Here is a 20088-nt window from a genome sequence, read left to right as displayed (position 1 = left end):
TCGGGGCATGAGCCGCCGTCACGACCACGACGCCGGGGGCGACCCCGGGACCCTCGCCCGCAAGGCGGAGCTGCGCGAGGAGGTCTGGACCGCGCTGACCGAGCAGAAGGCCTCCCGGTTCCCGGGGGCGCGGAACCGGATCTCGAACTTCGTCGGGGCCGAGGCCGCGGCCCGGCGGCTGCGCGAGCTCGACGTGTGGCGCACCGCCCGCACCGTGAAGTCCAACCCGGACTCCGCCCAGCTCCCGGTGCGCCGGTACGCGCTGGAGGATGGCAAGACCGTGTACATGGCCGTCCCGAGGCTGGCCGAGGACGACCCGTTCTTCCTGCTGGACCCCGACCACCTCGCCGACCCGCCCCACCGCGCCGTGTCGATCAAGAACGCCACGCGGTCGGCCCGCCGGGTCGCCGTCGACGAGCTGGAGCCGGTGGACCTCGTCGTCACCGGCTGTGTGGCCGTCGGCGCGGACGGGGCGCGGCTGGGCAAGGGCGGCGGATTCGCCGACCTGGAGTTCGCGCTGGCCCGCGCGGCGGGACTGATCTCCGACGACACCCTCGTCGTCACCACCGTGCACGAGCTGCAGCTGCGCGACGCCGGCGTCATCCCGTGGGCGGACCACGACGCGCCGGTCGACCTGATCGTCACCCCGGACCGCGTCGTCGACTGCCGGGAGCACCGGCGCAACCGCCCCGAGGGGGGCATCGTCTGGGAGTCCCTGACCGAGGACAAGATCGCGGCCATCCCGCTGCTGGGACGGCTGCGCGAGGAGGCACGCGCATGAGGATCGTCTGCGAGCGCGGGGACATCACCGAGGCCCGGGTCGACGCCGTCGTCAACGCCGCCAACTCCGGTCTGCGTGGTGGGGGCGGCGTCGACGGCGCCATCCACCGGCGTGGCGGGCCCGCGATCCTCGCCGAGTGCGAGCGGCTGCGCGCCGGCGACCTGCCCGACGGGCTCCCCACCGGACAGGCCGTCGCGACGACCGCCGGGAACCTGCCCGCCCGCTGGGTGATCCACACCGTCGGGCCGGTGTACGCGAAGCGGGAGGACCGCTCGGCGCTGCTGGCGAGCGCCTACCGCGAGTCGCTGCGGGTCGCCGACTCCCTCGGCGCCCGGACCGTCGCGTTCCCCGCTGTCTCGGCCGGGGTCTACGGGTGGCCGGTCGTCGACGCCGCCCGGATCGCCGTCGCCACCGTCCGGGAGGTCGCCGAGACGGGCACCGCGGTGACCGAGGTCCGGTTCGTCCTGTTCAGCGACGACGTCCTCGCCGCGTTCGAGACCGCCCTAGGCTGACCCCATGATCACCGTGAACGGCCACACCCCGCAGGTCCACGAGCAGGCCTGGGTGGCGCCCGGCGCCGTGCTCGCCGGCGAGGTGAGCGTCGGTCCGGAGACCGGGATCTGGTACACGTGCGTGATCCGGGCCGACCTCGCCCCGATCACCCTCGGCGCCCGCACCAACGTCCAGGACGGCTCCGTCCTGCACGCCGACCCCGGCTCCCCCGCAACCATCGGCGACGGCGTCACCATCGGCCACCGCGCCGTCGTGCACGGCTGCACCGTCGAGGACGACGTGCTGATCGGCATGGGCGCGGTACTCATGAACGGGGTGCGCGTCGGCGCCGGGTCGCTGATCGCCGCGGGCGCGGTGCTCACCCAGGGCACGGTGGTGCCGCCCGGGTCGCTGGTCGCCGGGGTCCCGGGGAAGGTGCGTCGCGAGCTCGGCGAGGCCGAACGGAACTCGATCCCGCTGTCGGCCGCCGCCTACGTCCACCTGCTGGGCCTGCACCGCGACGCGAACACCTGACACACCCGTCGCCGGTCCCCCGGCCCCCCGGTCACCGGCCCGCCGGGCCACGCGCGGCCCCGCACACCGGTCCGCTCGCCGGGCCGGAGAACGCGCGCCCGATCGCGCGCGCGTTCTCCGGTTCGGCGCGCATGAACGGGACGCGGGACCGGCGCCCGGACCGGCCGCGGGAGCGACGCGTGAACTGAGCAACGCGTCGACCCGGCGACGGACGCGGGATGACCGGAGGACTGCGGCGTCAGCGCCCGGTCAGCCGGGCGGCGAGCGTCGCGACGCCGTCCCCCGTCAGCCGGTCCAGCACGGCCGGGCGTCCGCAGGCGGCCAGCAGCACGTCGACGCCGTGTCCCCGGACCTCCGCGCCCTCGCCCCGCGCGAACCCGGCGTCGTCGGCGACGAACCGCAGGCCCGCCAGCCGGCGCCGGGTGGTGAACGCGAGCGGGACCGTCCCGACCACGAAGTCGAGCGCGATGCGCACGTCGACGGGGTCGGGGTCGAACGGCAGCCCGAGCGGGACGGTGACGTCGGCGGTGTGCACGATCGCGTCGGTCATCGGGCCCCGCGCACCGATGCCGGGCGGGGCGAAGGAGCTGTCGGCACGGTCGCGCAGGACCGCGACCAGCTCCTCGACCGGGCGGGCGGCGTCCCGCCGCGCGGCCCGGTCGACCGCCCGGTCCACGTTCCCGCGCGCCCGCAGCACCTGGACCAGGAACGACGGCACCGTCGTGGTCAGCGCGGACACCAGGTGCCCGGCGACGGTCCGCACGTCCCACCCGGCGCACAGGCTCGGCGCCGCGAGCTGCGCGGCGTCGAGTGAGGAGACGAGGTCGGCGAACTCGCGACGGTACCGGGCGGACACCGCGACGACGGCGGCGTCGGGCAGGTCGGAGGTGGTCACGGCGGTGAGCCTAGGCAGGTCCGACCCGGCCGTGGAAGGCGCGGATGTGCGCCTCGATCCGGTCCGCGGCCAGCGTCCCGTCGCCGTCGGCGAGCGCCGCGTGGATCTCCCGATGCTCGGCCCGCAGCCGCTCGCGCAGCGCGGGCCAGTCCCCCTGGGTCTGCATCGCGTCGAGCAGCATCCCGCGCACCGACTCCCGGATCGCCCGGGTCAGCTCCCCCACCAGGCGGTTACCGGCCGCCGCGGCGATCGCGACGTGGAAGGCGATGTCGGCGTCGCTGAAGGCGGCCGGGTCGAGGTCGTCGTCCATGACGTCCAGCGCGGCCGTCCACTCCAGCAGGTCCGACGCCGAGCGCCGGCGCGCGGCCAGCCCGGCGGAGAACCGCTCGAACATGACCCGGGCCTCGGTGACGTCGTCCACCGGGAACGAGTCGACCGCCAGGTGCAGGGCCAGCACCCGGCCGAGTGCCCGCGCCGGGGCCGGCACGACGACCGTCCCGGAGTCCGCGCCGGTGCCCACCTGCGAACGGATCACGCCCTGGGCCTGCAGCACCCGCAGTGCCTCGCGGACCGCCTGGCGGGACGCGCCCAGCGTCGCGGCGAACTCGCGCTCCGGCGGCAGCCGGTCCCCCGGGCGCCACTCGCCACTCGTCAGGCGCTCCTCGACGTGGGCGAGCACCATCTCGTGGGCGGCGGGAACACGCACGTCGTCCTCCTGCTTGTGTGTGGTCCGACCATACCGCTACCTTGGTCGGACCACACCCTCCGTCCCACCACTTCACCGGAGGCGCCATGCCGATCCCCCGGCCCCGCGTCGGCCTCATGGTCACGTGTCTCAACGACGCCCTGTTCCCGGACACCGGCAGGGCCGTCGTGTCCCTGCTGCGCCGGCTCGGTGTCGACGTCGAGTTCCCCGCCGCGCAGACCTGCTGCGGGCAACCGATGGTCAACACCGGCTACCTCGACGAGGCCGTCCCGCTCGTCCGCAACCACCTCGACGCCTTCGCCGGGTACGACGCGATCCTCGCGCCGTCCGGGTCGTGCGCGGGCTCGGTGCGCCACCAGCACGGCCTGGTCGCGCGCCGCTCCGGAGATCCGGGCCTGGTCCGCGGCGTCGAGTCCGCACCGCCGGTGTACGAGCTGAGCGAGTACCTGGTCGACGTCCTCGGCGTCGTCGACGTCGGGGCCTACTTCCCGCACCGCGTCACCTACCACCCGACCTGCCACTCGCTGCGGATGCTGGGGGTCGGCGACCGGCCGACCCGGCTGCTGCGCGCGGTCCGCGGGCTGACCCTGCTCGACCTGCCGGGCTCGGGCGAGTGCTGCGGGTTCGGCGGGACGTTCGCGGTGAAGAACTCCGAGACCTCGATCGCGATGGGCAACGACAAGGCCCGCCACGTCCGCTCGACGGGCGCGGAGGTGCTGGTCGCCGGGGACAACTCCTGCCTGATGCACGTGGGCGGGCTGCTGTCGCGGCAGCGGTCGGGGATGCGCGTGATGCACCTGGCCGAGGTCCTGGCCTCGACCGAGCCGGTGATCGAGGCGCGCGACGAGCGCGCCGCGACCCCGCGCTCGGCGGGCAGCGCGGGGGTGCCGGCATGAGCGGCACGTTCCTCGGCACCCCGGCGTTCCCGGCGGCGGCACGCGCCGCGCTGGAGGACTCCCAGCTGCGCCGCAACCTGGCCCATGCCACGTCCACCATCCGCACCAAGCGCGGCAGCGTCGTCGGCGAGGTCGACGACTGGGAGCAGCTGCGCCTGGCCGGTGAGGCCATCAAGAACCGGGTGCTGCGGCACCTGCCCGACTACCTGGAGCAGCTGGAACGGTCGCTGACGGCGGCCGGCGCCACCGTGCACTGGGCGCGCGACGCGGCCGAGGCGAACGCGATCGTCGTCGGCATCGCGCGGCGGCACGGCACCGACGAGGTCGTCAAGGTCAAGTCGATGGCCACCCAGGAGATCGACCTGAACTCGGCGCTGGAGGCCGCGGGCATCCACGCCTGGGAGACCGACCTCGCCGAGCTGATCGTGCAGCTCGGGGACGACCTGCCCAGCCACATCCTGGTCCCGGCGATCCACCGCAACCGCGCGGAGATCCGGGAGATCTTCCTGCGCGAGATGGGCCGCGCCGGGCGCGCCGCCCCGGCGGACCTGACCGACGAACCGGCGCGCCTGGCCGCCGCGGCCCGGGAGCACCTGCGGGAGAAGTTCCTGCGGGCGAAGGTGGCGGTGTCGGGGGCGAACTTCGCCGTCGCCGAGACCGGGACGCTCACCGTCGTCGAGTCCGAGGGCAACGGCCGGATGTGCCTGACCCTGCCCGAGGTGCTGGTGTCGGTGGTCGGGATCGAGAAGGTCCTGCCGACCTTCCAGGACCTGGACGTGATGCTGCAGCTGCTCCCCCGGTCCTCGACCGGGGAGCGGATGAACCCCTACACCTCCACCTGGACCGGGGTCACCCCCGGCGACGGGCCGCAGGAGGTGCACGTGGTGCTGCTGGACAACGGCCGCACCGACGTCCTGGCCGACCCGACCGGGCGGCAGGCACTGCGTTGCATCCGCTGCTCGGCCTGCCTGAACGTGTGCCCGGTCTACGAGCGCACCGGCGGGCACGCCTACGGCTCGGTCTACCCGGGCCCGATCGGCGCGATCCTCACCCCGCAGCTGCGGGGGGTGGGCACCGACCCGCAGACCGACTCGCTGCCGTACGCCTCCAGCCTGTGCGGGGCGTGTTTCGAGGTCTGCCCGGTCCGCATCGACATCCCCGAGGTGCTGGTGCACCTGCGCGCCGAGGTCGTCGACGCCCACCGGCGGGCGAGCCGGGTGCCGTCGGTGCAGGACGTCGCGATGCGGGCGGCGTCGTGGACGCTGTCCTCGGCCACGCGCACCGGCGCCGCGGAACGTGTCGCCGGGATCGGCGGGAGGCTGGCCGGGCGGCTGGGCCGCACCGCGCCCGGCGGGCGCAGCATCCTCGGCGCGGTGCCCGGCCCGGCGAGCGCCTGGTCGGACTCGCGCGACGTGCCGGTACCGGCAGCCGAGTCCTTCCGGGAGTGGTGGACCAGGACCGACGGCGGGCGGAGCCGGAGCGACAACACCGACGGCGGGCGGAGCCGGAGCGACGACACCGACGGCGGGCGGAGCCGGAGCGACGACACCGACGGCGGGCGCAGGAACGGGGACGGGGCATGAGCGCGCGCGAGGCGATCCTGGCGAAGGCCCGGCGGGCCCTGACCGACGTGCCCGACGTCGAGCCGGTGCTCGACGTCGAGGTGGTCCGGCCGGTCCCCGACCGGTCGCTGCCGCACGCGCAGGTCGTCGACCTGTTCGACGAGCGGGTCGCGGACTACCGCGCCGTCGTCGAGCGGGCGGACCCGGACACCGCGGCGGCGCGGGTCGCCGGTGCCCTGGCCGGCCGGCCCCCGCTCGCGGGCTCCGGCCCGCTGCGGATCCTGGTGCCGCCGGGCTTCCCGGCCGGCCTGGTGCCCGACGACGTCGAGGTCGTCCCGGACGGGCCGGACGTCGCGGTGTCGGAGCTGGACCGCTGCGACGGCGTGCTGTCGACGGCCGCGGTCGGCATCGCCGAGACCGGCACGATCATCCTCGACCACGGTCCGGGCCAGGGCCGGCGCGCCGCGACGCTGGTCCCCGACCTGCACGTCTGCGTGATCCGCGCCGACCAGGTCGTGGCCGGTGTGCCGGAGGCGGTGGCGGCGCTGGACCCGGCGCGGCCGCACACCTGGATCAGCGGGCCGAGCGCGACCAGCGACATCGAGCTGGACCGGGTGGAGGGTGTGCACGGGCCGCGGACACTGCACGTGGTGATCGTCAGCTGACGGTTCCGGCGGGCCGGCGCTGGTGGTGGCGCCGGACGTGCCGCGGCTGCCCCGCGGGGCGGGCGACGCCGTCCGGAGCTAGGCGTCGCCGAGCGTCCGCACCACCACCGTCGCGATGTCCTCCGCCGAGCGCGCGGCCGGGCCCGTGGGCAGCACCATGTGGCTGACGGTGAGCCGGGCGGCGGTCTCGGCGGCGAGCCGGACGTCGTGCTCGCGGGCCCCGGGCCGGACCCGGCGCAGATAGCCCGCGGACCGCTCGGCCGCGGCCGCGATGATCGGACCGGAGTCGGCGCCGAACGCGGACGGGACCGCCGCGTCGCCGCTGAGCAGGGCCTTGATCAGCGGGTTCTCCCCCGCCTCGGTGAGGGCGGCGTCGACCGCGGCGACCCAGGCCGAGTACAGGTCGGACTCTCCGTCGAGGGCGGCCTCGATCCGGTCGAGGAACCGGTCGGTGGCGCGCAGCATCAGGGCCGCGGCGAGGCCGTCACGGTCGCCGAACTCGCTGTAGAGGGTCTGCCTGCTGACCCCGACCCGGCGGGCGAGCTCGGGCATCGACGGGCGTTCCCCCGCGACCGCGAGGCGTTCGGCGACGTCGAGGACCTCACCGCGCAGCTCGTCGCGGGCCCGCCGCGCCATCGTCCGCCGCTCGCTCATGGAAGACATCATGACACGACCCGTCCACCATCTGGACAGTTCTGCCGTATGTGTCTAACTTCGGCGGGGACACCGACGTCGAGGCCCGAGGAGCAATGCCGTGAAGCTGGTGCAGCAGGCGCGTGAGCGCTGGTCGTCCGTCCTCACCCTGCCCGCACCCGACCGGCTCGACGACGCGCTGCTCGCCACCGGCGCCCGGAGCCACCGCCCCGTGCCGTTCGGCCCGGCACCGCACGGGCTGGCCGAGGTCCCCGGTGACGAGGGCATGCCGCTGCTCGGCCACGCGCTGGCCTACATCCGGTTCGGGCACCGCTTCACCCGTGCCCGCACCGAGGCACTCGGCCCGGTGTGGTGGATGCGGTCCCCGGTCGGCCGGGCGATCGTCGTGACCGGCCCGGCCGCGACCCGGGAGGTGCTCACCAACCGGGACAAGGCGTTCTCCCAGGAGGGGTGGCGCGCGACGGTCGACGCGTTCTTCCACCGCGGCCTGATGCTGCTCGACTTCGACGAGCACCGCGCGCACCGGCGGATCATGCAGGAGGCCTTCACCGCCGACCGGATCTCCAGCTACGTCGCCGCGACCACCCCCGTCGTGCGCGAGGTGCTGCCGACCTGGCCGGAGCGGCTGCGGCTCTACCCGGCGCTCAAGCGGCTCACCCTGGACGTCGCGCAGGCGGTGTTCATGGACGCCCGCTCCGGGCCGGAGGCCGAGGCGGTGAACCGGGCGTTCGTCGACTGCGTCCGGGCCGCGAACTCCTTCGTCCGCAAGGACCTGCCCGGCACCCGGTGGCGGCGCGGGCTGCGCGGCCGGGTGGTGCTGGAGAACTGGTTCCGGGAGAACCTGGCGGCCAAGCGTGCGGGCGAGGGCACCGACCTGTTCTCCGCGCTGTGCCACGCCCGCACCGACGACGGCGAGACGTTCTCCGACGACGACGTCGTCAACCACATGATCTTCCTGATGATGGCCGCGCACGACACGTCGACCACCACGACGGCGTCGGCGGCGCACCACCTCGCGCGCAACCCGGTCTGGCAGGAGCGCTGCCGCGCCGAGTCCGACGCGCTCGCCGAGCGGATCTCCGACCGCGCCCCGACCGTGGCCGAGCTGCGCGAGCTGACCTCGCTGGACCTGGTGATCCGGGAGGCCCTGCGGCTCGACGCGCCGGTACCGCTGGTCATGCGGACGGCGGTGAAGGACACCGCGGTCGCCGGGCACCACGTGCCGGCGGCGACGCGGGTCGTCGTCGCGCAGGCGGTGAACCACTACGACCGGTCCTGCTGGACCGACCCGGAGCGCTTCGACCCCGAGCGGTTCGGGCCCGGCCGGCGGGAGGACCGCTCCGACCGCGACGCGTGGATCCCGTTCGGCGGTGGTGTGCACAAGTGCATCGGGCTGCACTTCGGGACCCTGGAGGTCACCGCGATCCTGCACGAGATGCTGCGCCGCTACCGGTGGAGCGTCGAGCCCTCCTACCGGCTACGCTGGGACAACACCTCGCTGCCGGTGCCGGTGGGCGGCATCCCGGTGCGGCTCACCCCGCGCTGACGGCCCACTCGTCGCGGGCGATCCGCACGGCCAGCTCCAGCAGCGCGACGGCCGCGCCGTGCAGCCGCTCCCCCACCGCGCGGTCCGCCTCGCCCGCGGCGACCCGCGCCCAGGTGCCCTCCAGCACGACGCCGAGCTTGAACGCGGCCAGCCCCGCGTACCAGGTGATGCCGGTGGTGTCGCGGCCGCCGGCGTCGGCGTAGGCGGCGACGAGCTCGGCCCGGGTGGGGAGCCCGCCGTGCCCGGCGAGCTCGGTCCCGGCGCCGAACCCGACGGGGTCGACCGGCCAGGTGACCAGCAGCCAGCCGAGGTCGAGCAGCGGGTCGCCGACGGTGCACATCTCCCAGTCGACCAGCGCGGCCACCCGCGGCCGGGTCCGGTCCAGCAGCACGTTGTTCAGGTGCAGGTCCCCGTGCGCGACGCCCGGTTCCGGCTCGGGCGGCCGGTGCCGGGTCAGCCAGTCCGCGGCGACGGCCACGTCGGGCAGGTCGCCCGGGTCGTAGCCGGGCACCTCGGAGTAGGACGCCAGCTGCCCGGTCCAGCGCGGCACCTGCCGTTCCAGGAACGGGCCGGGGCGGCGCAGCCCGTCGAGCCCGACGGCGGCCGGGTCGAGACGTCCCAGCCTGGCCGCGGCCCGGGCCACGTCGAGCACCGCGCCGTGCCGCAGCGCCGGGGTCGCGGCCTGCTCGGGCGAGACCCGCTCGCCGGGGTTGACGCCGTCCACGTCGGACATCAGGTAGAACGGCCTGCCTAGCACCCCGGCGTCGGTGCACGCGGCGACGAGCTCCGGGTGCGGCACGTCGGTGCCGCGCAGCGCGCCGAGCACCGTGATCTCGCGGGCGATGGTGCGGGCCGACCCCGGCCGCGGGTGCACCGGCGGGGAGCGCAGGACCAGCGGCCTGCCGTCGACGACGGTGCGCAGCACCACGTTCTGGGTGCCGCCGCCGACCGGTTCCAGCTCGCCGGACCAGTCGCCGAGGCCCCGGTCGCGCAGCCAGGCCCCGAGCGCGGCACGGTCGACGACGTCGGCCGGGGACCTCACGTCGACCACGCCATCCCGCCGTCGACCTTGATCGTCGCGCCGGTGGTGTAGCCGGCGTCCGGCCCGGTCAGATAGAGGATGGCACCGACGACCTCGGCGGCCTCCCCCACCCGTCCGGCGGGGACCGTGCCGGCGATCCGCGTGCGGAACTCCTCGGTCCAGTGCTCGGCGATGTCGGTCCGGACCGGACCGGGCATCACCGTGTTGACCCGCACCGACGGCGCGTAGGCGCGGGCGAGCCCGACGGTCAGGGCGTTGAGCCCGGCCTTGGCCAGCGCGTAGGGCAGCTCGCCGGGGCCGGGCATCACCGCTGCGACCGAGGAGACGTTCACGATCGCGCCGCCGCCCGCCGCGGCCATGAGCTCCCCGCAGCGGGCCCCGAGCCGGTAGGCGCCGCGCAGGTTCACGGCGAGGACCTTGTCGAACAGCTCCTCGGTGACCTCGGTGAGCGATCCGTAGAGCGGGGACATGCCGGCGTTGTTGACCAGCACGTCGATCCGGCCGTACTCGGCGAGCACCCGGTCCACCAGGGCGTCGCAGTCCGCCCAGCGGCCCACGTGGCAGCCGACACCCAGTGCCGGCGTGCCGTGCTCCGCGGTCAGCTCCGCGGCCAGCGCGGTGCACGCCTCGGCCCTGCGGCTGGCGATCACGACCGTGTCGCCGCGGGCCGCGTACGCCGCGCACGCCGCCCGACCGATCCCCCGGCTCCCGCCGGTGACGACGACGACCCGGCCTCCGTCGCTCGACGCGCTCATCTCAGGACGCCCCGGAGCCCCCGGCGTTCCACTCACGGTCCTTGCGGTCCTCGGACTCGGTGCGCTCCTTGGCGATCTCCAGCGCGCGGGCCGCGGTGGCCTTGTCCGGGTACGGGCCGAGCCGGTCGGCCGATCGGCAGCCCTCGGCGGTCTCCACGGTGCCGTGCTTGAGGCAGTAGAACCATTGCTCGTCGCTCATGGGACCACCCTGGCACCGATCCACCCCGCCTGTCTCCCGCCGCGCCGGTCCGGCGATGGCAGGCTGGGGGCATGGCACTGGTGCTCGGGGTGGACTCCTCCACCCAGTCCTGCAAGGTCGTCGTCCGCGACGCCGACACCGGCGAGCTCGTCCGTTCCGGGCGCGCCGCACACCCGGACGGCACGGAGATCGCGCCCCGGCTCTGGTGGGAGGCGCTGGAGGCCGCGATCGACGACGCGGGCGGCCTCGACGGCGTCGCGGCGCTGTCGGTCGCGGGCCAGCAGCACGGCATGGTCTGCCTCGACGAGCGCGGCGAGGTCGTCCGCGACGCACTGCTGTGGAACGACACCCGCTCGGCCGCCGCCGCCGGCGAGCTCGTCGAGGAGTTCGGCGCGCAGCAGTGGGCGGAGACGACCGGCGTCGTCCCGGTGGCCTCGATCACCCTGGCCAAGCTGCGCTGGCTCGCCGCGCACGAGCCCGACCACGCCGCCCGCACCGCGGCGGTGTGCCTGCCGCACGACTGGCTGACCTGGAAGCTCCGCGGTGGCGGGGTCCCCGGCGGCGCGGGTCTCGACGAACTGGTCACCGACCGGTCCGACGCCTCGGGCACCGGCTGGTTCGACGGCGTCGACTACCGCCCCGAGCTGCTGGAACGCTTCTTCGGGTCGACGCCGGCGCTGCCGCGGCTGCTCGGCCCGGCCGAGTCCGTCGACGGGCCGGGCGGGATCCGGGTCGGCGCCGGGGCGGGCGACAACGCGGCCGCCGGGCTGGGTGTCGACGCCGGCGACGACGTCGTCGTCTCGCTGGGCACCTCCGGCACGGTGTTCGCCCGCTCGGAGCGTCGAGCCCAGGACCCCTCCGGGATCGTCGCCGGGTTCTCCGACGCCACCGGCGCCTACCTGCCGCTGGTGTGCACGCTCAACGCCTCCCGGGTGCTGGATGCGACCCGGCGGCTGCTCGGCGTGGACCACGACGAGCTGGGCCGCCTCGCGCTGTCCGCCGAGCCGGGCGCGGGCGGCCTGGTCGTGGTGCCCTACCTGGAGGGCGAGCGGACCCCGAACCTGCCCGACGCCACCGGCGCACTGCACGGCTGGACGCTGGCGTCGGGGACCCGGGAGAACCTGGCCCGGGCCGCGGTCGAGGGCATGCTGTCCGCGCAGCGGGTCGGGCTGGAGGCGCTGCGCGAGCAGGGTGTCACCGTGTCCGGGGTGACCCTGGTCGGCGGGGCGGCCCGCTCCGAGGCGGTCTGCCGGATCGCCGCGCAGGTCTTCGAGGTGCCGGTGCGGGTGCCCGAGCCCGGCGAGTACGTGGCCGACGGCGCCGCCCGCCAGGCCGCGTGGGCGCTGCACGGCGGCGCGACGCCGCCGTCGTGGAGCGCCGGTGCCGAACCGGCACGCTACGAGGCCGATCCGGCACCGGCGGCCTGGGAGCGCTACCGCGAGGCGGCGGGGGCCTTCCTGGACCGGGTCGCGGGATGACCAGCGAGGGCCCGAAGCGGCTCCTGGTCCTCGGCAAGATCACCGACATCCTGGACGCCTTCACCCTGCAGCGCCCCGTGCTCGGGCTGGGCGAGATCCAGCAGGCGACCGGCATCCCGACCTCGACGGTGCAGCGGCTGGTGTCCAACATGGTCGCCGAGGGGCTGCTGGACCGGGTCGGGGACCGGGTCCGGATCGGGATCCGGATGGCCTACTGGGCCGGGGCCGCGGCCCGCGGGGTGGACCTGCTGGAGCTGGCCGGGCCGCTGCTGCGCGAGCTGCGCGACACCACCGGGGAGACCGCGTCGCTGTTCCGGGCCGAGGGCAGGCACCGGGTGTGCGTCGCCGTCGCCGAGACGCGGCACGCACTGCGCCGGGAGATGCACGTCGGCAAGGTCATCCCGCTGCACACCGGCTCGGCGGGCCGGGTCCTGCTCGCCTGGGCCCCCGAGCTGGCCGCGGAGGTGCTGGCCGGCCCGCTGCCGTCGCTGACCGAGTACACCGTGACCGACCCGGAGACGCTGCGCGCGCTGCTGGACGACACCCGCCGCGACGGGTTCGCGATCACCGTCGCCGAGCGCGACGACGGCGGCTCCGGACTGTCCGTGCCGGTGTTCGACCACGCCGGGGAGGTGACCGCGGCGCTCACGGTCAGCGGACCGACCATCCGGTTCGGCCGCTCGGAGTGCGAGAAGTGCGTGGACCTGCTGGTCGGGGCCGCGGAGCGACTGACCCGCACCCTCGGCGGGCGCCCGCCGGGCTGACCCGGCCGGCGCGGGCCGTGCGGGTCAGCCGCGCGGCCCCGCCGTCCACGGGAAGGCCTGGGCGTTCGAGCGGACCCCGCGGGCGGTCGCCGAGCGCATCGGCTCCCCCAGCTCGGCGAGCAGGTCCTCCGACCACGTCACGAGGTCGGCCAGCACCGCGGGGGTCAGCCAGTCCGGGCGCAGCGCGAACAGCAGGTCCTCGCTGGCGGTGTTGCCGCTGGCACCGGGCGCGAACGGGCAGCCGCCCAGCCCGCCCAGCGCGCCGTCGAGGACGGTCGCACCGTTCTGCACCGCGGCGAGTGCGTTCGCGACGCCCTGGCCCCAGGTGTCGTGGCCGTGGAAGGCGATGCGACGGCCGTCGGCGACCGCGGCGACGCGCCCGACCAGCGACCCGACCTCGGCCGGGTTCGCCTGACCGAGGGTGTCGCAGACGACGACGTCGCAGGAGCCCGCGGTGCGCGGGTCGGCGACGATCCCGGCCACCCGGTCCGGATCGACCGGTCCGTCGAACGGGCAGGTGAACGCCGTCGCGAGGCACAGCTGGATGCGTCCGCCCGCGGCACGCGCGTGCTCGACGGCCTGCGGCATCGCGTCGAGGGAGACGGCGGTGTCACGGCCGATGTTGGCGTTGTTGTGCGCGTCGGACACCGAGAAGCAGTACTGGACGTTGCGGGCCCCGGCGGCCACCGCCTTCTGCACGTGCCGCGGCGTCGCCACCCACACCCAGCAGCGCTCCAGCTCCTCCGGTGTCAGCGCGGCGACGACGTCGAGGGTGTCCGCCAGCGGCGGCACCAGGTCGCCGCGGGCCAGCGACCCGATCTCCAGCTCCGGCACGCCCGCGCCGAGCAGCGCGCGGACCAGCCCGACCTTGCGGTCGGTGGGCAGCGGCTTGCCGGTGAGCTGGAGCCCGTCGCGCAGCGTGACGTCCCGCAGGACGACCCCGTCGGTGCTCATGCGTCCTCCCCCGATGCGGCCCGGATCGTGTCCGGGGTGTATCCGAGCAGCCCGCCGAGGACGTCGGCGGTGTCGGCGCCCAGGTCCGGCCCGACCGAGCGGACCGGGACCGACCGGCCGTCGAGCACCGGCACGATGCCGGGGAACCCGACCCGTGCGGGTTCGGCGCCGCCGGTGTCGACGTCGAAGTACTGGACCATGTCGCGGGCGCGGAACTGCTCGTCGGCGACGATGTCGGCGGCGGAGTGGATCGGCCCGGCCGGGACGCCGGCCTCCTCCAGCTTCGCGAGGACCTCGTCGCGGGGCAGCGAGCGGGTCCAGGTCTCGATGGCGCCGTCGAGCTCGTCGCGGCGCGCCCAGCGGCCTGCATTGGAGGTCAGCTCCGGGTCGGCGCCCAGGTCCGCGCGGCCGATGACGGTCATGAACCGGCCGTAGATGGAGTCGCCGTTGCCGGCGATCACGACGCTGCCCCCGTCCGCGCAGACGTAGGCGTTGGACGGGGCGATGCCCTCCATCCGCCCGCCGACGCGGCGCCGCTCGACGCCGTAGGCGAGGTGGTCGGGGACGAGCGACTCCATCATCGAGAACACCGCCTCGTTGAGCGCGACGTCCATCGAGCGCTGCGACAGCGGCGGCCGGGTCGCCGACGACGAGCGCTGGTAGAGGCCCATCATCGCGGAGAACGCGCCGTAGAGCCCGGCGATCGAGTCCCCGATCGACACCCCGGTCCGCGACGGCGGCCGGTCGGCCTCCCCGACGAGGGCGCGCAGCCCGCCCATCGCCTCGGCGACGGCGGCGAACCCCGGCCGCGACGACAGCGGCCCGGTCTGCCCGAACGCCGAGATCCGCACGAGCACGACGTCGGGGTTGACGGCGTCGAGCTCGGCCGGGCCCAGCCCCCACTTCTCCAGCGTGCCGGGCCGGAAGTTCTCCAGCACCACGTCGGAGCGGGCGGCCAGGTCCAGCACGGCCTGCTTCCCCGCGGCCGAGCGCATGTCGAGGGTGATGGAGCGCTTGTTGCGGTTCAGCGTCCGGTACAGCATCGAGGTGTCCCCGGCGTAGAGCCGCCAGTTGCGGATCTCGTCGCCGGTACCGGGGCGCTCGACCTTGATCACCTCGGCGCCGAAGTCGGCGAGCAGGCGTCCGGCGGTGGGGGCGGCGATGTAGTTGCCGAGCTCGAGCACCCGGACTCCGGACAGCGGAAGTTGCGACACGACTCTCCCTAGACGACGAGCGACAGCGGCAGGATCACCAGGATCGCGACGACGGAGGCGATGGAGACCCCGACCGAGCAGGTCTTGAGCGTCCCGCGCACGGACTGCCCGAGCAGCGACTGCAGCAGCCAGAACGTGTTCGAGGTGACGTGGACGGCGAACAGCGCCCCGGCGCCGGCGGCCAGCGCGATCAGGACCGGGGCCAGGCCGATCACCGGGGCGACCGGGGCGAGCACGCCGGCCGCGGTGATCGCCGAGATCGTCACCGACCCGATCGCGACGTGCAGCACGGCGGCGATCAGCCACACCATGAGCAGCGGTGCGGCGGTACTCGCGGAGAAGAAGCGGCCGAGGATCTCGCCGAGGCCCGCCTCGGAGATCGTCGTGGCGAGCGAGCCGCCGACGCCGGTGAGGATCAGGATCTGCCCGCTCTCGCGGAACCCGTCGGAGACCGCGGCCTCGACCATGCCGCGCCCGTGGGCGACCCCGACGACGGCCGTGGTCCCGATCAGCGCGAGCAGCAGCGCGATCACCGGCTCGCCCAGGAACGCGATGACGGGGTGGGTGATCCCGGCCGCGTCGAGGACGGCGCCCGCGGCGATGAGCAGCAGGCCCACCAGCAGCGGCCCGAACAGCACGGCCAGCGGTAGCTCGCGACGCGCGGTGCCGGACACCGCGGTACCGACGGCGGCCGGGACCGCGCCCCCGCCGGGCCCGGCTCCGTCTCCCCCGTGCGTGCCCCGCCGTCCGGGGAACCGGTACCGGTGGGCCGTCCCCCGGCGCTCCCGGCGCCGGGTGCGGCGGTGTCCGGCGAGTCGGCCTCCGCACCGGCGGGCACGCCCGCGGCGACCGGCTCCTGCTCGTCGCGGGCCGGGTCCCACCAGCCGCGGCGCAGCAGCACGGACATGATCCCGGTCGCGATGAGCACGGTCGGCAAAACGACGACCAGGCCCAGGATCAGCATCTGGCCCAGCGGCACCCCGAGCACACCGGCGAGTGCGACCGCACCGACACCGGGGACCATGAACACGATCCCGCACTCCAGGCCGATCGCGAGCGCGGCCGCCATCCGCGGCAGCCCCTTGTCCCCGATGCGCGGAGCGATCCGACGGGCCAGCGGTGCGGAGATGACCAGCAGCACGTCGACGAAGATCGACTGGAGTGCGGTGGAGACGGTGACGGCGGTGGCGTAGGGCATCCCGCGCGGGCCGCAGGCCGTCAGCAGCGCGGAGACCAGCCGTTCGATGGCGCCCGCGTGGTGCAGCATCGCGCCGGTCAGGACACCGAAGGCGATGAGCAGCCCGACGTCGGCCAGGATGTCGCCGAACCCGCCGGTGACCGCGTCGACCGTCCCCGTCACCCCCAGGCCGGCGGTCAGGCCCAGGTAGACGGCGCCGATGACGAGGGAGATCACCGGGTTGAGCCGGAACCTCACGATCAGCACGACGACGGCGAGCACGGCGACGGCCGTGTTCACCACGATGACGGTGTCCGACACGATGACCCCCCCTGGCATCGACGACGATGTCGTACCCACATCATGAACTCAAACCCACCATGCGGGCAACCCCGCAGGTCAGGCGGCGGCCAGCGCCCCACCGAACCCGATCAGCGCGACCCCGGCGACGACGTCACCGGCGCGGCGCACGCGGCGCCGGGTGAAGAAGGCCCGCGCCCGGTGCACGGCGAGGACCAGGCCGACCCCGTAGACGCCGCCGAGCACCGCCACCGACAGCGCCAGCAGCAGCGCGTCGGCCGTGGTCGTCACCCCGGGCACGAGGAACTGCGGCAGCACCGACAGGTACATGACCAGCACCTTCGGGTTGGTAATGTTCGAGCCGAAGCCGACCAGGAACGACCGCCGCGCCGGCAGCCGCGGACCGCCGTCGGGGACGACGGGGTAGTCCCCGCGGCGCGCGGCCCGCAGCGCCTGCACCCCGAGCACGCAGAGGTAGACCACCCCGGCCCAGCGGATCACGGTGAACGCGGTGTGCGAGCTCGCGACGAGCACACCGAGCCCGAACGCCGCGGCGCCGCCCTGCAGGGCGTTGCCGGTGAACACCCCGGCCAGCGTCGAGAGTCCGCCCGCGCGCCCGCCGACCAGCGAGGCGCGCAGCATCACGAAGGTGTCCGGGCCGGGCATCAGCACCAGCCCGACGACGATCAACAGGTAGGCACCGTAGGACGTCCAGCTCACGAGGGGCCATCGTAGGCTGCTGCCCCGTGAGATCCCGCCGGCGCCGCACGTCCCGGGAGGCGTCCCCGCTCCCGACGGTCGACGGCCTCGCGCCGGCCCGCGTCCGCACCCCGGCGACCGGCGGGTGGGCGACGATGCGCGACCACCTCGTCGACCGGTTCCCGCACGTCGCGGAGCGGATCGACGCACGGCTGGCGGCCGGGGAGATCGTGACCGCGGACGGCCCGGTCACCCCGGCCACGCCGTACACGCCGTCGACGACGCTGTGGCTCTACCGCGACGAGCCCGACGAGGTACCGGTGCCGTTCGGGCTGCCGGTGCTGCACGCGGACGACGACGTGGTGGTCGTCGACAAGCCGCACCTGCTCGCGACGATCCCGCGGGGCAGCCACGTCCGCCAGACCGTGCTGGTGCGGCTGCGCCACGAGCTGGGGCTGCCCGCGCTCAGCCCGGCGCACCGGCTCGACCGCGCCACCGCGGGGGTCCTGCTGCTGGTGGTGCGCCCCGAGCTGCGCGGCGCCTACCAGACGTTGTTCGCCCGCGGCCGGGTCACGAAGACCTACGAGGCGCTCGCCCGGTTCGACCCGGACCTGGAGCTGCCGCGCACCGAGGTGTCGCGGATCGTGAAGCGGCCCGGGGTGTTCGCCGCCGTCACCGAGGACGGCGAGCCGAACGCCGAGACCCGCGTCGAGGTCGCCGGGCTGCGGGGCGAGCGGGCCCTGTACCGGCTGACCCCGCGCACCGGGCGGACCCACCAGCTGCGGGTGCACCTGAACGGGCTCGGCGTGCCGATCCTCGGCGACGACGTCTACCCCGAGCTGCACCGGCGGGCGCCGGAGGACTTCACCCGCCCGCTGCAGCTGCTCTCGCGTGCCCTGGAGTTCGACGACCCGGTGACCGGGGCGCGGCGGCGCTTCGTCAGCGGCCGCACCCTGCAGGCGTGGGACGACCCGGACGGCTGGGCCGCCGGGACGCCGCACGAGTGGTGATCAGCCGACGCTGCGGTCGTCGCCGTCGTCGAGGTGGTGGCCGTTGCGGTGCCCGCCGGGCACCGGCGCGCCGTTGACGGCGCCGTTCAGTGCACCACCGGCCGGTCCGTGCGGGCCGTGGTCCTCCGCGGCGCGGTGGCGGCCCTCGCGCAGACCCCGCTGGTAGCTGGCCAGCCGGTTGCGCACCCGGTCGGGCTGGCGCTCCCGCGACCCGGTCGGCGCGAGGCCGTTCGGGGTGTCCCGCCACGACGGCGGCACCATCGCCTGCCCGGGCAGACGCTGCGGCAGGCCCTGTGCGGTGGTCGGCAGGTCGACGACCCGGTCGGCCCGGATCCGGGCGGCGTCGAACTCGGCGTCCCCCGCGGTGCGCCAGTTGTCGTTCTGCGTGAGCGGGAGCGCCGTCGTCTCGGTCGATCCCGGCTCACGGAACCAGGCCGAGGCGACCGCCGCGAAGATCGGCGTGTCGTCCGCGTCGTCCACGGGCACCGGCACCTCCGAGTCGAACGGTCCGAACAGCTCCACCGGCGGGGTCGCCCCCGCCGCGCCGGTGACGGGCAGTGCCTCGGTGGCCGGGGGGTCCTCCGGCGCGGGCGGCGGTGGCGGGGCGCCGTTGCGCGCCGGGCCGGTGCCCGGCGACGGCGGTCCGTACGGCGGGCGCGGGCCGGGGCCGGGGCCGGGCGTACCGGGGCCGGACCCGTTCGGTCCGGGACCGGCCGGGCCGGGGGCCTGCGGACGGGCAGCCGGGGCACCGGAGCCGGCGAAGGGGGCCGCGGCCGCGATCCCGCCGGCCGGGCGGGGGGCACGGCGGGGCAGCCCGGCGGGCGCCGCGGGCTCGTCCCGTTCGGGGGCGACCGGCGGCCAGCTGCGCTCGGGTTCCGCCACCGGGGTCTCCCGGGGCGGCCACGGCACGTCCGCCGCCGCGGCCGGTGCGGGCGCGGGGGCGGGTGCCGGGCGGCGCAGCGACGCCGTCGTCCCGGTCCCGGCCTGCTCGGCGGACTCGGCCGGCTGCGGCTCCGCGGCGGGCGCGGCGGACTCGGAGCGGCCACCGCCGAGGACCGAGGACGGCAGGTGGAGCACGGCGATCGGGGCGATCGCGGAGTTCCCGGCGGGGGCGCGGACGCCGAGCCGGGCGCCGATGGCGCGGGCCAGCCGCGCGGCCACGTGCAGGCCGATCTCCTGCGGGGCGACCGGGCCGCCGGGTGTCGCCGAGCCCAGCGCGCGGTCCAGCTCCTCGACCGGGGTGCGGTGCCGCGGCGACTGGGTCCCCTGGAGCTCGACGACGATCCCGCCGTCGGGACCCCAGCGGGTCAGCAGCTCGATGCGCTCCCCGGCCGGGGTGGCGCTCGCGGCGTGGGCGAGCAGCTCGGCCAGGATCTGGCCCAGGACGGGCTCGGCGGTCGCGTCGACCGAGACGCTCGGGGTCGGCGGGACGATCGTGCGCGAGGCCGCCTCACTCGCGGAGACGACGGTGTTGAGCGCCTGCCCGAGCGGGGTCGACGGGGCCGCGAGCCGGGGCCCGCGGGGGCGCCGGCGAGGACGAGGATGTGGTCGCCGTCGCGGGCCCCGCGGCGGGCGGCCGCGGCCAGCTCGGCGAGGTCGGCCAGCGCACCCGGGCGCAGCTCACCGGCACGCAGCCGTTCGGTCAGCAGCTGCTGGCGCTCCGAACGGGCCCGCAACCGGTGCGCGATCGCGGCCAGCACCGCGTCCCCGGCCGAGGCACCCGCCGGGCCGGACGGGTGGGGCGGCGGGTCGTCTCGCGCCACGC

General features: G+C 75.7%; 22 protein-coding genes. 10 read left to right on the top strand and 12 right to left on the bottom strand.

The window, feature by feature from the left end:
- The first annotated feature begins 7 nt into the window (after nucleotides 1-7).
- Genes AC0GKK_RS25975 through AC0GKK_RS25965 form a run of 3 tightly spaced genes read left to right on the top strand, consistent with a single transcriptional unit; the run spans nucleotide 8 to nucleotide 1807 of the window.
- Entirely contained in the window at nucleotides 8-781 is a 774-nt protein-coding gene (locus AC0GKK_RS25975) for a 5-formyltetrahydrofolate cyclo-ligase (RefSeq protein WP_405416644.1), read from the top strand.
- Nucleotides 778-1293, top strand: a complete 516-nt coding sequence (locus AC0GKK_RS25970) for an O-acetyl-ADP-ribose deacetylase (protein WP_489882782.1) — start codon at nucleotides 778-780, stop codon at nucleotides 1291-1293. Before AC0GKK_RS25975 ends, AC0GKK_RS25970 begins: the two co-directional genes overlap by 4 nt.
- Nucleotides 1294-1297: 4 nt before the next feature.
- Nucleotides 1298-1807: a gamma carbonic anhydrase family protein gene (locus tag AC0GKK_RS25965; protein ID WP_482637739.1), complete on the top strand. Its 510-nt coding sequence runs from the start codon at nucleotides 1298-1300 to the stop codon at nucleotides 1805-1807.
- Between the two features lie 238 nt (nucleotides 1808-2045).
- On the opposite strand, the gene AC0GKK_RS25960 is transcribed toward AC0GKK_RS25965, so the two are convergent.
- Both AC0GKK_RS25960 and AC0GKK_RS25955 read right to left on the bottom strand, forming a co-directional pair.
- A complete protein-coding gene (locus AC0GKK_RS25960; protein ID WP_253068437.1) occupies nucleotides 2046-2702 on the bottom strand; it encodes a maleylpyruvate isomerase family mycothiol-dependent enzyme in 657 nt (218 codons plus the stop codon).
- Nucleotides 2703-2712: 10 nt separating this feature from the next.
- Nucleotides 2713-3408 carry a FadR/GntR family transcriptional regulator gene (locus AC0GKK_RS25955; protein WP_405416638.1) on the bottom strand — a complete coding sequence of 232 codons (696 nt, stop codon included), beginning with the start codon at nucleotides 3406-3408 and terminating at the stop codon, nucleotides 2713-2715.
- Nucleotides 3409-3494: 86 nt separating this feature from the next.
- Here AC0GKK_RS25955 and AC0GKK_RS25950 point away from each other — a divergent pair, with 86 nt between their 5' ends.
- Genes AC0GKK_RS25950 through AC0GKK_RS25940 form a run of 3 tightly spaced genes read left to right on the top strand, consistent with a single transcriptional unit; the run spans nucleotide 3495 to nucleotide 6531 of the window.
- Nucleotides 3495-4304: a (Fe-S)-binding protein gene (locus AC0GKK_RS25950; protein ID WP_489882781.1), complete on the top strand. Its 810-nt coding sequence runs from the start codon at nucleotides 3495-3497 to the stop codon at nucleotides 4302-4304.
- Nucleotides 4301-5887 (top strand): lactate utilization protein B, encoded by a 1587-nt coding sequence (locus tag AC0GKK_RS25945; protein ID WP_489882780.1) that lies wholly within the window; start codon nucleotides 4301-4303, stop codon nucleotides 5885-5887. The genes AC0GKK_RS25950 and AC0GKK_RS25945 overlap by 4 nt, the downstream gene beginning before the upstream one ends.
- Nucleotides 5884-6531 carry a LutC/YkgG family protein gene (locus AC0GKK_RS25940; protein WP_476651758.1) on the top strand — a complete coding sequence of 216 codons (648 nt, stop codon included), beginning with the start codon at nucleotides 5884-5886 and terminating at the stop codon, nucleotides 6529-6531. The genes AC0GKK_RS25945 and AC0GKK_RS25940 overlap by 4 nt, the downstream gene beginning before the upstream one ends.
- Nucleotides 6532-6609: 78 nt before the next feature.
- On the opposite strand, the gene AC0GKK_RS25935 is transcribed toward AC0GKK_RS25940, so the two are convergent.
- Complete coding sequence (locus AC0GKK_RS25935) at nucleotides 6610-7185, bottom strand: TetR/AcrR family transcriptional regulator (protein WP_482637744.1); 576 nt, start codon at nucleotides 7183-7185, stop codon at nucleotides 6610-6612.
- 100 nt (nucleotides 7186-7285) lie between these two features.
- Here AC0GKK_RS25935 and AC0GKK_RS25930 point away from each other — a divergent pair, with 100 nt between their 5' ends.
- A complete protein-coding gene (locus tag AC0GKK_RS25930) occupies nucleotides 7286-8731 on the top strand; it encodes a cytochrome P450 (RefSeq protein WP_476651760.1) in 1446 nt (481 codons plus the stop codon).
- Here the strand turns inward: AC0GKK_RS25930 and AC0GKK_RS25925 are convergent.
- Genes AC0GKK_RS25925 through AC0GKK_RS25915 form a run of 3 tightly spaced genes read right to left on the bottom strand, consistent with a single transcriptional unit; the run spans nucleotide 8718 to nucleotide 10727 of the window.
- Nucleotides 8718-9773 (bottom strand): phosphotransferase family protein, encoded by a 1056-nt coding sequence (locus AC0GKK_RS25925; RefSeq protein WP_476651761.1) that lies wholly within the window; start codon nucleotides 9771-9773, stop codon nucleotides 8718-8720. The two genes, AC0GKK_RS25930 and AC0GKK_RS25925, sit on opposite strands and share 14 nt — an antisense overlap.
- The gene (locus AC0GKK_RS25920; protein WP_489882779.1) at nucleotides 9770-10528 is read right to left on the bottom strand and encodes an SDR family NAD(P)-dependent oxidoreductase; all 759 of its coding nucleotides are present in this window, start codon (nucleotides 10526-10528) and stop codon (nucleotides 9770-9772) included. The genes AC0GKK_RS25925 and AC0GKK_RS25920 overlap by 4 nt, the downstream gene beginning before the upstream one ends.
- 1 nt (nucleotide 10529) lies before the next feature.
- Nucleotides 10530-10727 (bottom strand): hypothetical protein, encoded by a 198-nt coding sequence (locus AC0GKK_RS25915; RefSeq protein WP_062395865.1) that lies wholly within the window; start codon nucleotides 10725-10727, stop codon nucleotides 10530-10532.
- 71 nt (nucleotides 10728-10798) lie between these two features.
- Between AC0GKK_RS25915 and AC0GKK_RS25910 the strand changes: the two genes are divergently transcribed.
- A complete protein-coding gene (locus AC0GKK_RS25910; protein ID WP_476651763.1) occupies nucleotides 10799-12205 on the top strand; it encodes a xylulokinase in 1407 nt (468 codons plus the stop codon).
- Nucleotides 12202-12969, top strand: coding sequence for an IclR family transcriptional regulator (locus AC0GKK_RS25905; RefSeq protein ID WP_345648838.1), 768 nt, complete (start codon nucleotides 12202-12204; stop codon nucleotides 12967-12969). Before AC0GKK_RS25910 ends, AC0GKK_RS25905 begins: the two co-directional genes overlap by 4 nt.
- Nucleotides 12970-12993: 24 nt before the next feature.
- On the opposite strand, the gene AC0GKK_RS25900 is transcribed toward AC0GKK_RS25905, so the two are convergent.
- From AC0GKK_RS25900 to AC0GKK_RS25880, 5 genes are all read right to left on the bottom strand, one after another.
- Nucleotides 12994-13923: a beta/alpha barrel domain-containing protein gene (locus AC0GKK_RS25900; RefSeq protein WP_489882778.1), complete on the bottom strand. Its 930-nt coding sequence runs from the start codon at nucleotides 13921-13923 to the stop codon at nucleotides 12994-12996.
- Entirely contained in the window at nucleotides 13920-15137 is a 1218-nt protein-coding gene (locus tag AC0GKK_RS25895; protein ID WP_346104793.1) for a CaiB/BaiF CoA transferase family protein, read from the bottom strand. Before AC0GKK_RS25895 ends, AC0GKK_RS25900 begins: the two co-directional genes overlap by 4 nt.
- Before the next feature lie 8 nt (nucleotides 15138-15145).
- A complete protein-coding gene (locus AC0GKK_RS25890; RefSeq protein ID WP_489882777.1) occupies nucleotides 15146-15775 on the bottom strand; it encodes a GntT/GntP/DsdX family permease in 630 nt (209 codons plus the stop codon).
- Nucleotides 15667-16614, bottom strand: a complete 948-nt coding sequence (locus AC0GKK_RS25885) for a GntP family permease (protein ID WP_489882776.1) — start codon at nucleotides 16612-16614, stop codon at nucleotides 15667-15669. Before AC0GKK_RS25885 ends, AC0GKK_RS25890 begins: the two co-directional genes overlap by 109 nt.
- 99 nt (nucleotides 16615-16713) lie before the next feature.
- Nucleotides 16714-17334 (bottom strand): LysE family translocator, encoded by a 621-nt coding sequence (locus AC0GKK_RS25880; RefSeq protein WP_179762490.1) that lies wholly within the window; start codon nucleotides 17332-17334, stop codon nucleotides 16714-16716.
- Nucleotides 17335-17360: 26 nt separating this feature from the next.
- Here AC0GKK_RS25880 and AC0GKK_RS25875 point away from each other — a divergent pair, with 26 nt between their 5' ends.
- Complete coding sequence (locus AC0GKK_RS25875) at nucleotides 17361-18323, top strand: pseudouridine synthase (protein WP_405416618.1); 963 nt, start codon at nucleotides 17361-17363, stop codon at nucleotides 18321-18323.
- Here AC0GKK_RS25875 and AC0GKK_RS25870 read toward each other — a convergent pair whose 3' ends face one another.
- Nucleotides 18324-19484, bottom strand: a complete 1161-nt coding sequence (locus AC0GKK_RS25870; RefSeq protein WP_489882775.1) for a hypothetical protein — start codon at nucleotides 19482-19484, stop codon at nucleotides 18324-18326.
- Between the last annotated feature and the right edge of the window lie 604 nt (nucleotides 19485-20088).

Source organism: Pseudonocardia sp. P-1 (assembly GCF_058111925.1).
The sequence above is the reverse complement of the archived record's forward strand: the minus strand, read 5'-3'. Positions and strand labels throughout refer to the sequence as shown.

What these genes read in the sequence shown, in the direction of transcription:
- AC0GKK_RS25975 (WP_405416644.1), top strand. Translation starts at nt 8, where the DNA reads ATGAGCCGCCGTCACGACCACGACGCCGGGGGCGACCCCGGGACCCTC.
- AC0GKK_RS25970 (WP_489882782.1), top strand. Translation starts at nt 778, where the DNA reads ATGAGGATCGTCTGCGAGCGCGGGGACATCACCGAGGCCCGGGTCGAC.
- AC0GKK_RS25965 (WP_482637739.1), top strand. Translation starts at nt 1,298, where the DNA reads ATGATCACCGTGAACGGCCACACCCCGCAGGTCCACGAGCAGGCCTGG.
- AC0GKK_RS25950 (WP_489882781.1), top strand. Translation starts at nt 3,495, where the DNA reads ATGCCGATCCCCCGGCCCCGCGTCGGCCTCATGGTCACGTGTCTCAAC.
- AC0GKK_RS25945 (WP_489882780.1), top strand. Translation starts at nt 4,301, where the DNA reads ATGAGCGGCACGTTCCTCGGCACCCCGGCGTTCCCGGCGGCGGCACGC.
- AC0GKK_RS25940 (WP_476651758.1), top strand. Translation starts at nt 5,884, where the DNA reads ATGAGCGCGCGCGAGGCGATCCTGGCGAAGGCCCGGCGGGCCCTGACC.
- AC0GKK_RS25935 (WP_482637744.1), bottom strand. Translation starts at nt 7,185, where the DNA reads ATGAGCGAGCGGCGGACGATGGCGCGGCGGGCCCGCGACGAGCTGCGC.
- AC0GKK_RS25920 (WP_489882779.1), bottom strand. Translation starts at nt 10,528, where the DNA reads ATGAGCGCGTCGAGCGACGGAGGCCGGGTCGTCGTCGTCACCGGCGGG.
- AC0GKK_RS25915 (WP_062395865.1), bottom strand. Translation starts at nt 10,727, where the DNA reads ATGAGCGACGAGCAATGGTTCTACTGCCTCAAGCACGGCACCGTGGAG.
- AC0GKK_RS25910 (WP_476651763.1), top strand. Translation starts at nt 10,799, where the DNA reads ATGGCACTGGTGCTCGGGGTGGACTCCTCCACCCAGTCCTGCAAGGTC.
- AC0GKK_RS25905 (WP_345648838.1), top strand. Translation starts at nt 12,202, where the DNA reads ATGACCAGCGAGGGCCCGAAGCGGCTCCTGGTCCTCGGCAAGATCACC.
- AC0GKK_RS25900 (WP_489882778.1), bottom strand. Translation starts at nt 13,923, where the DNA reads ATGAGCACCGACGGGGTCGTCCTGCGGGACGTCACGCTGCGCGACGGG.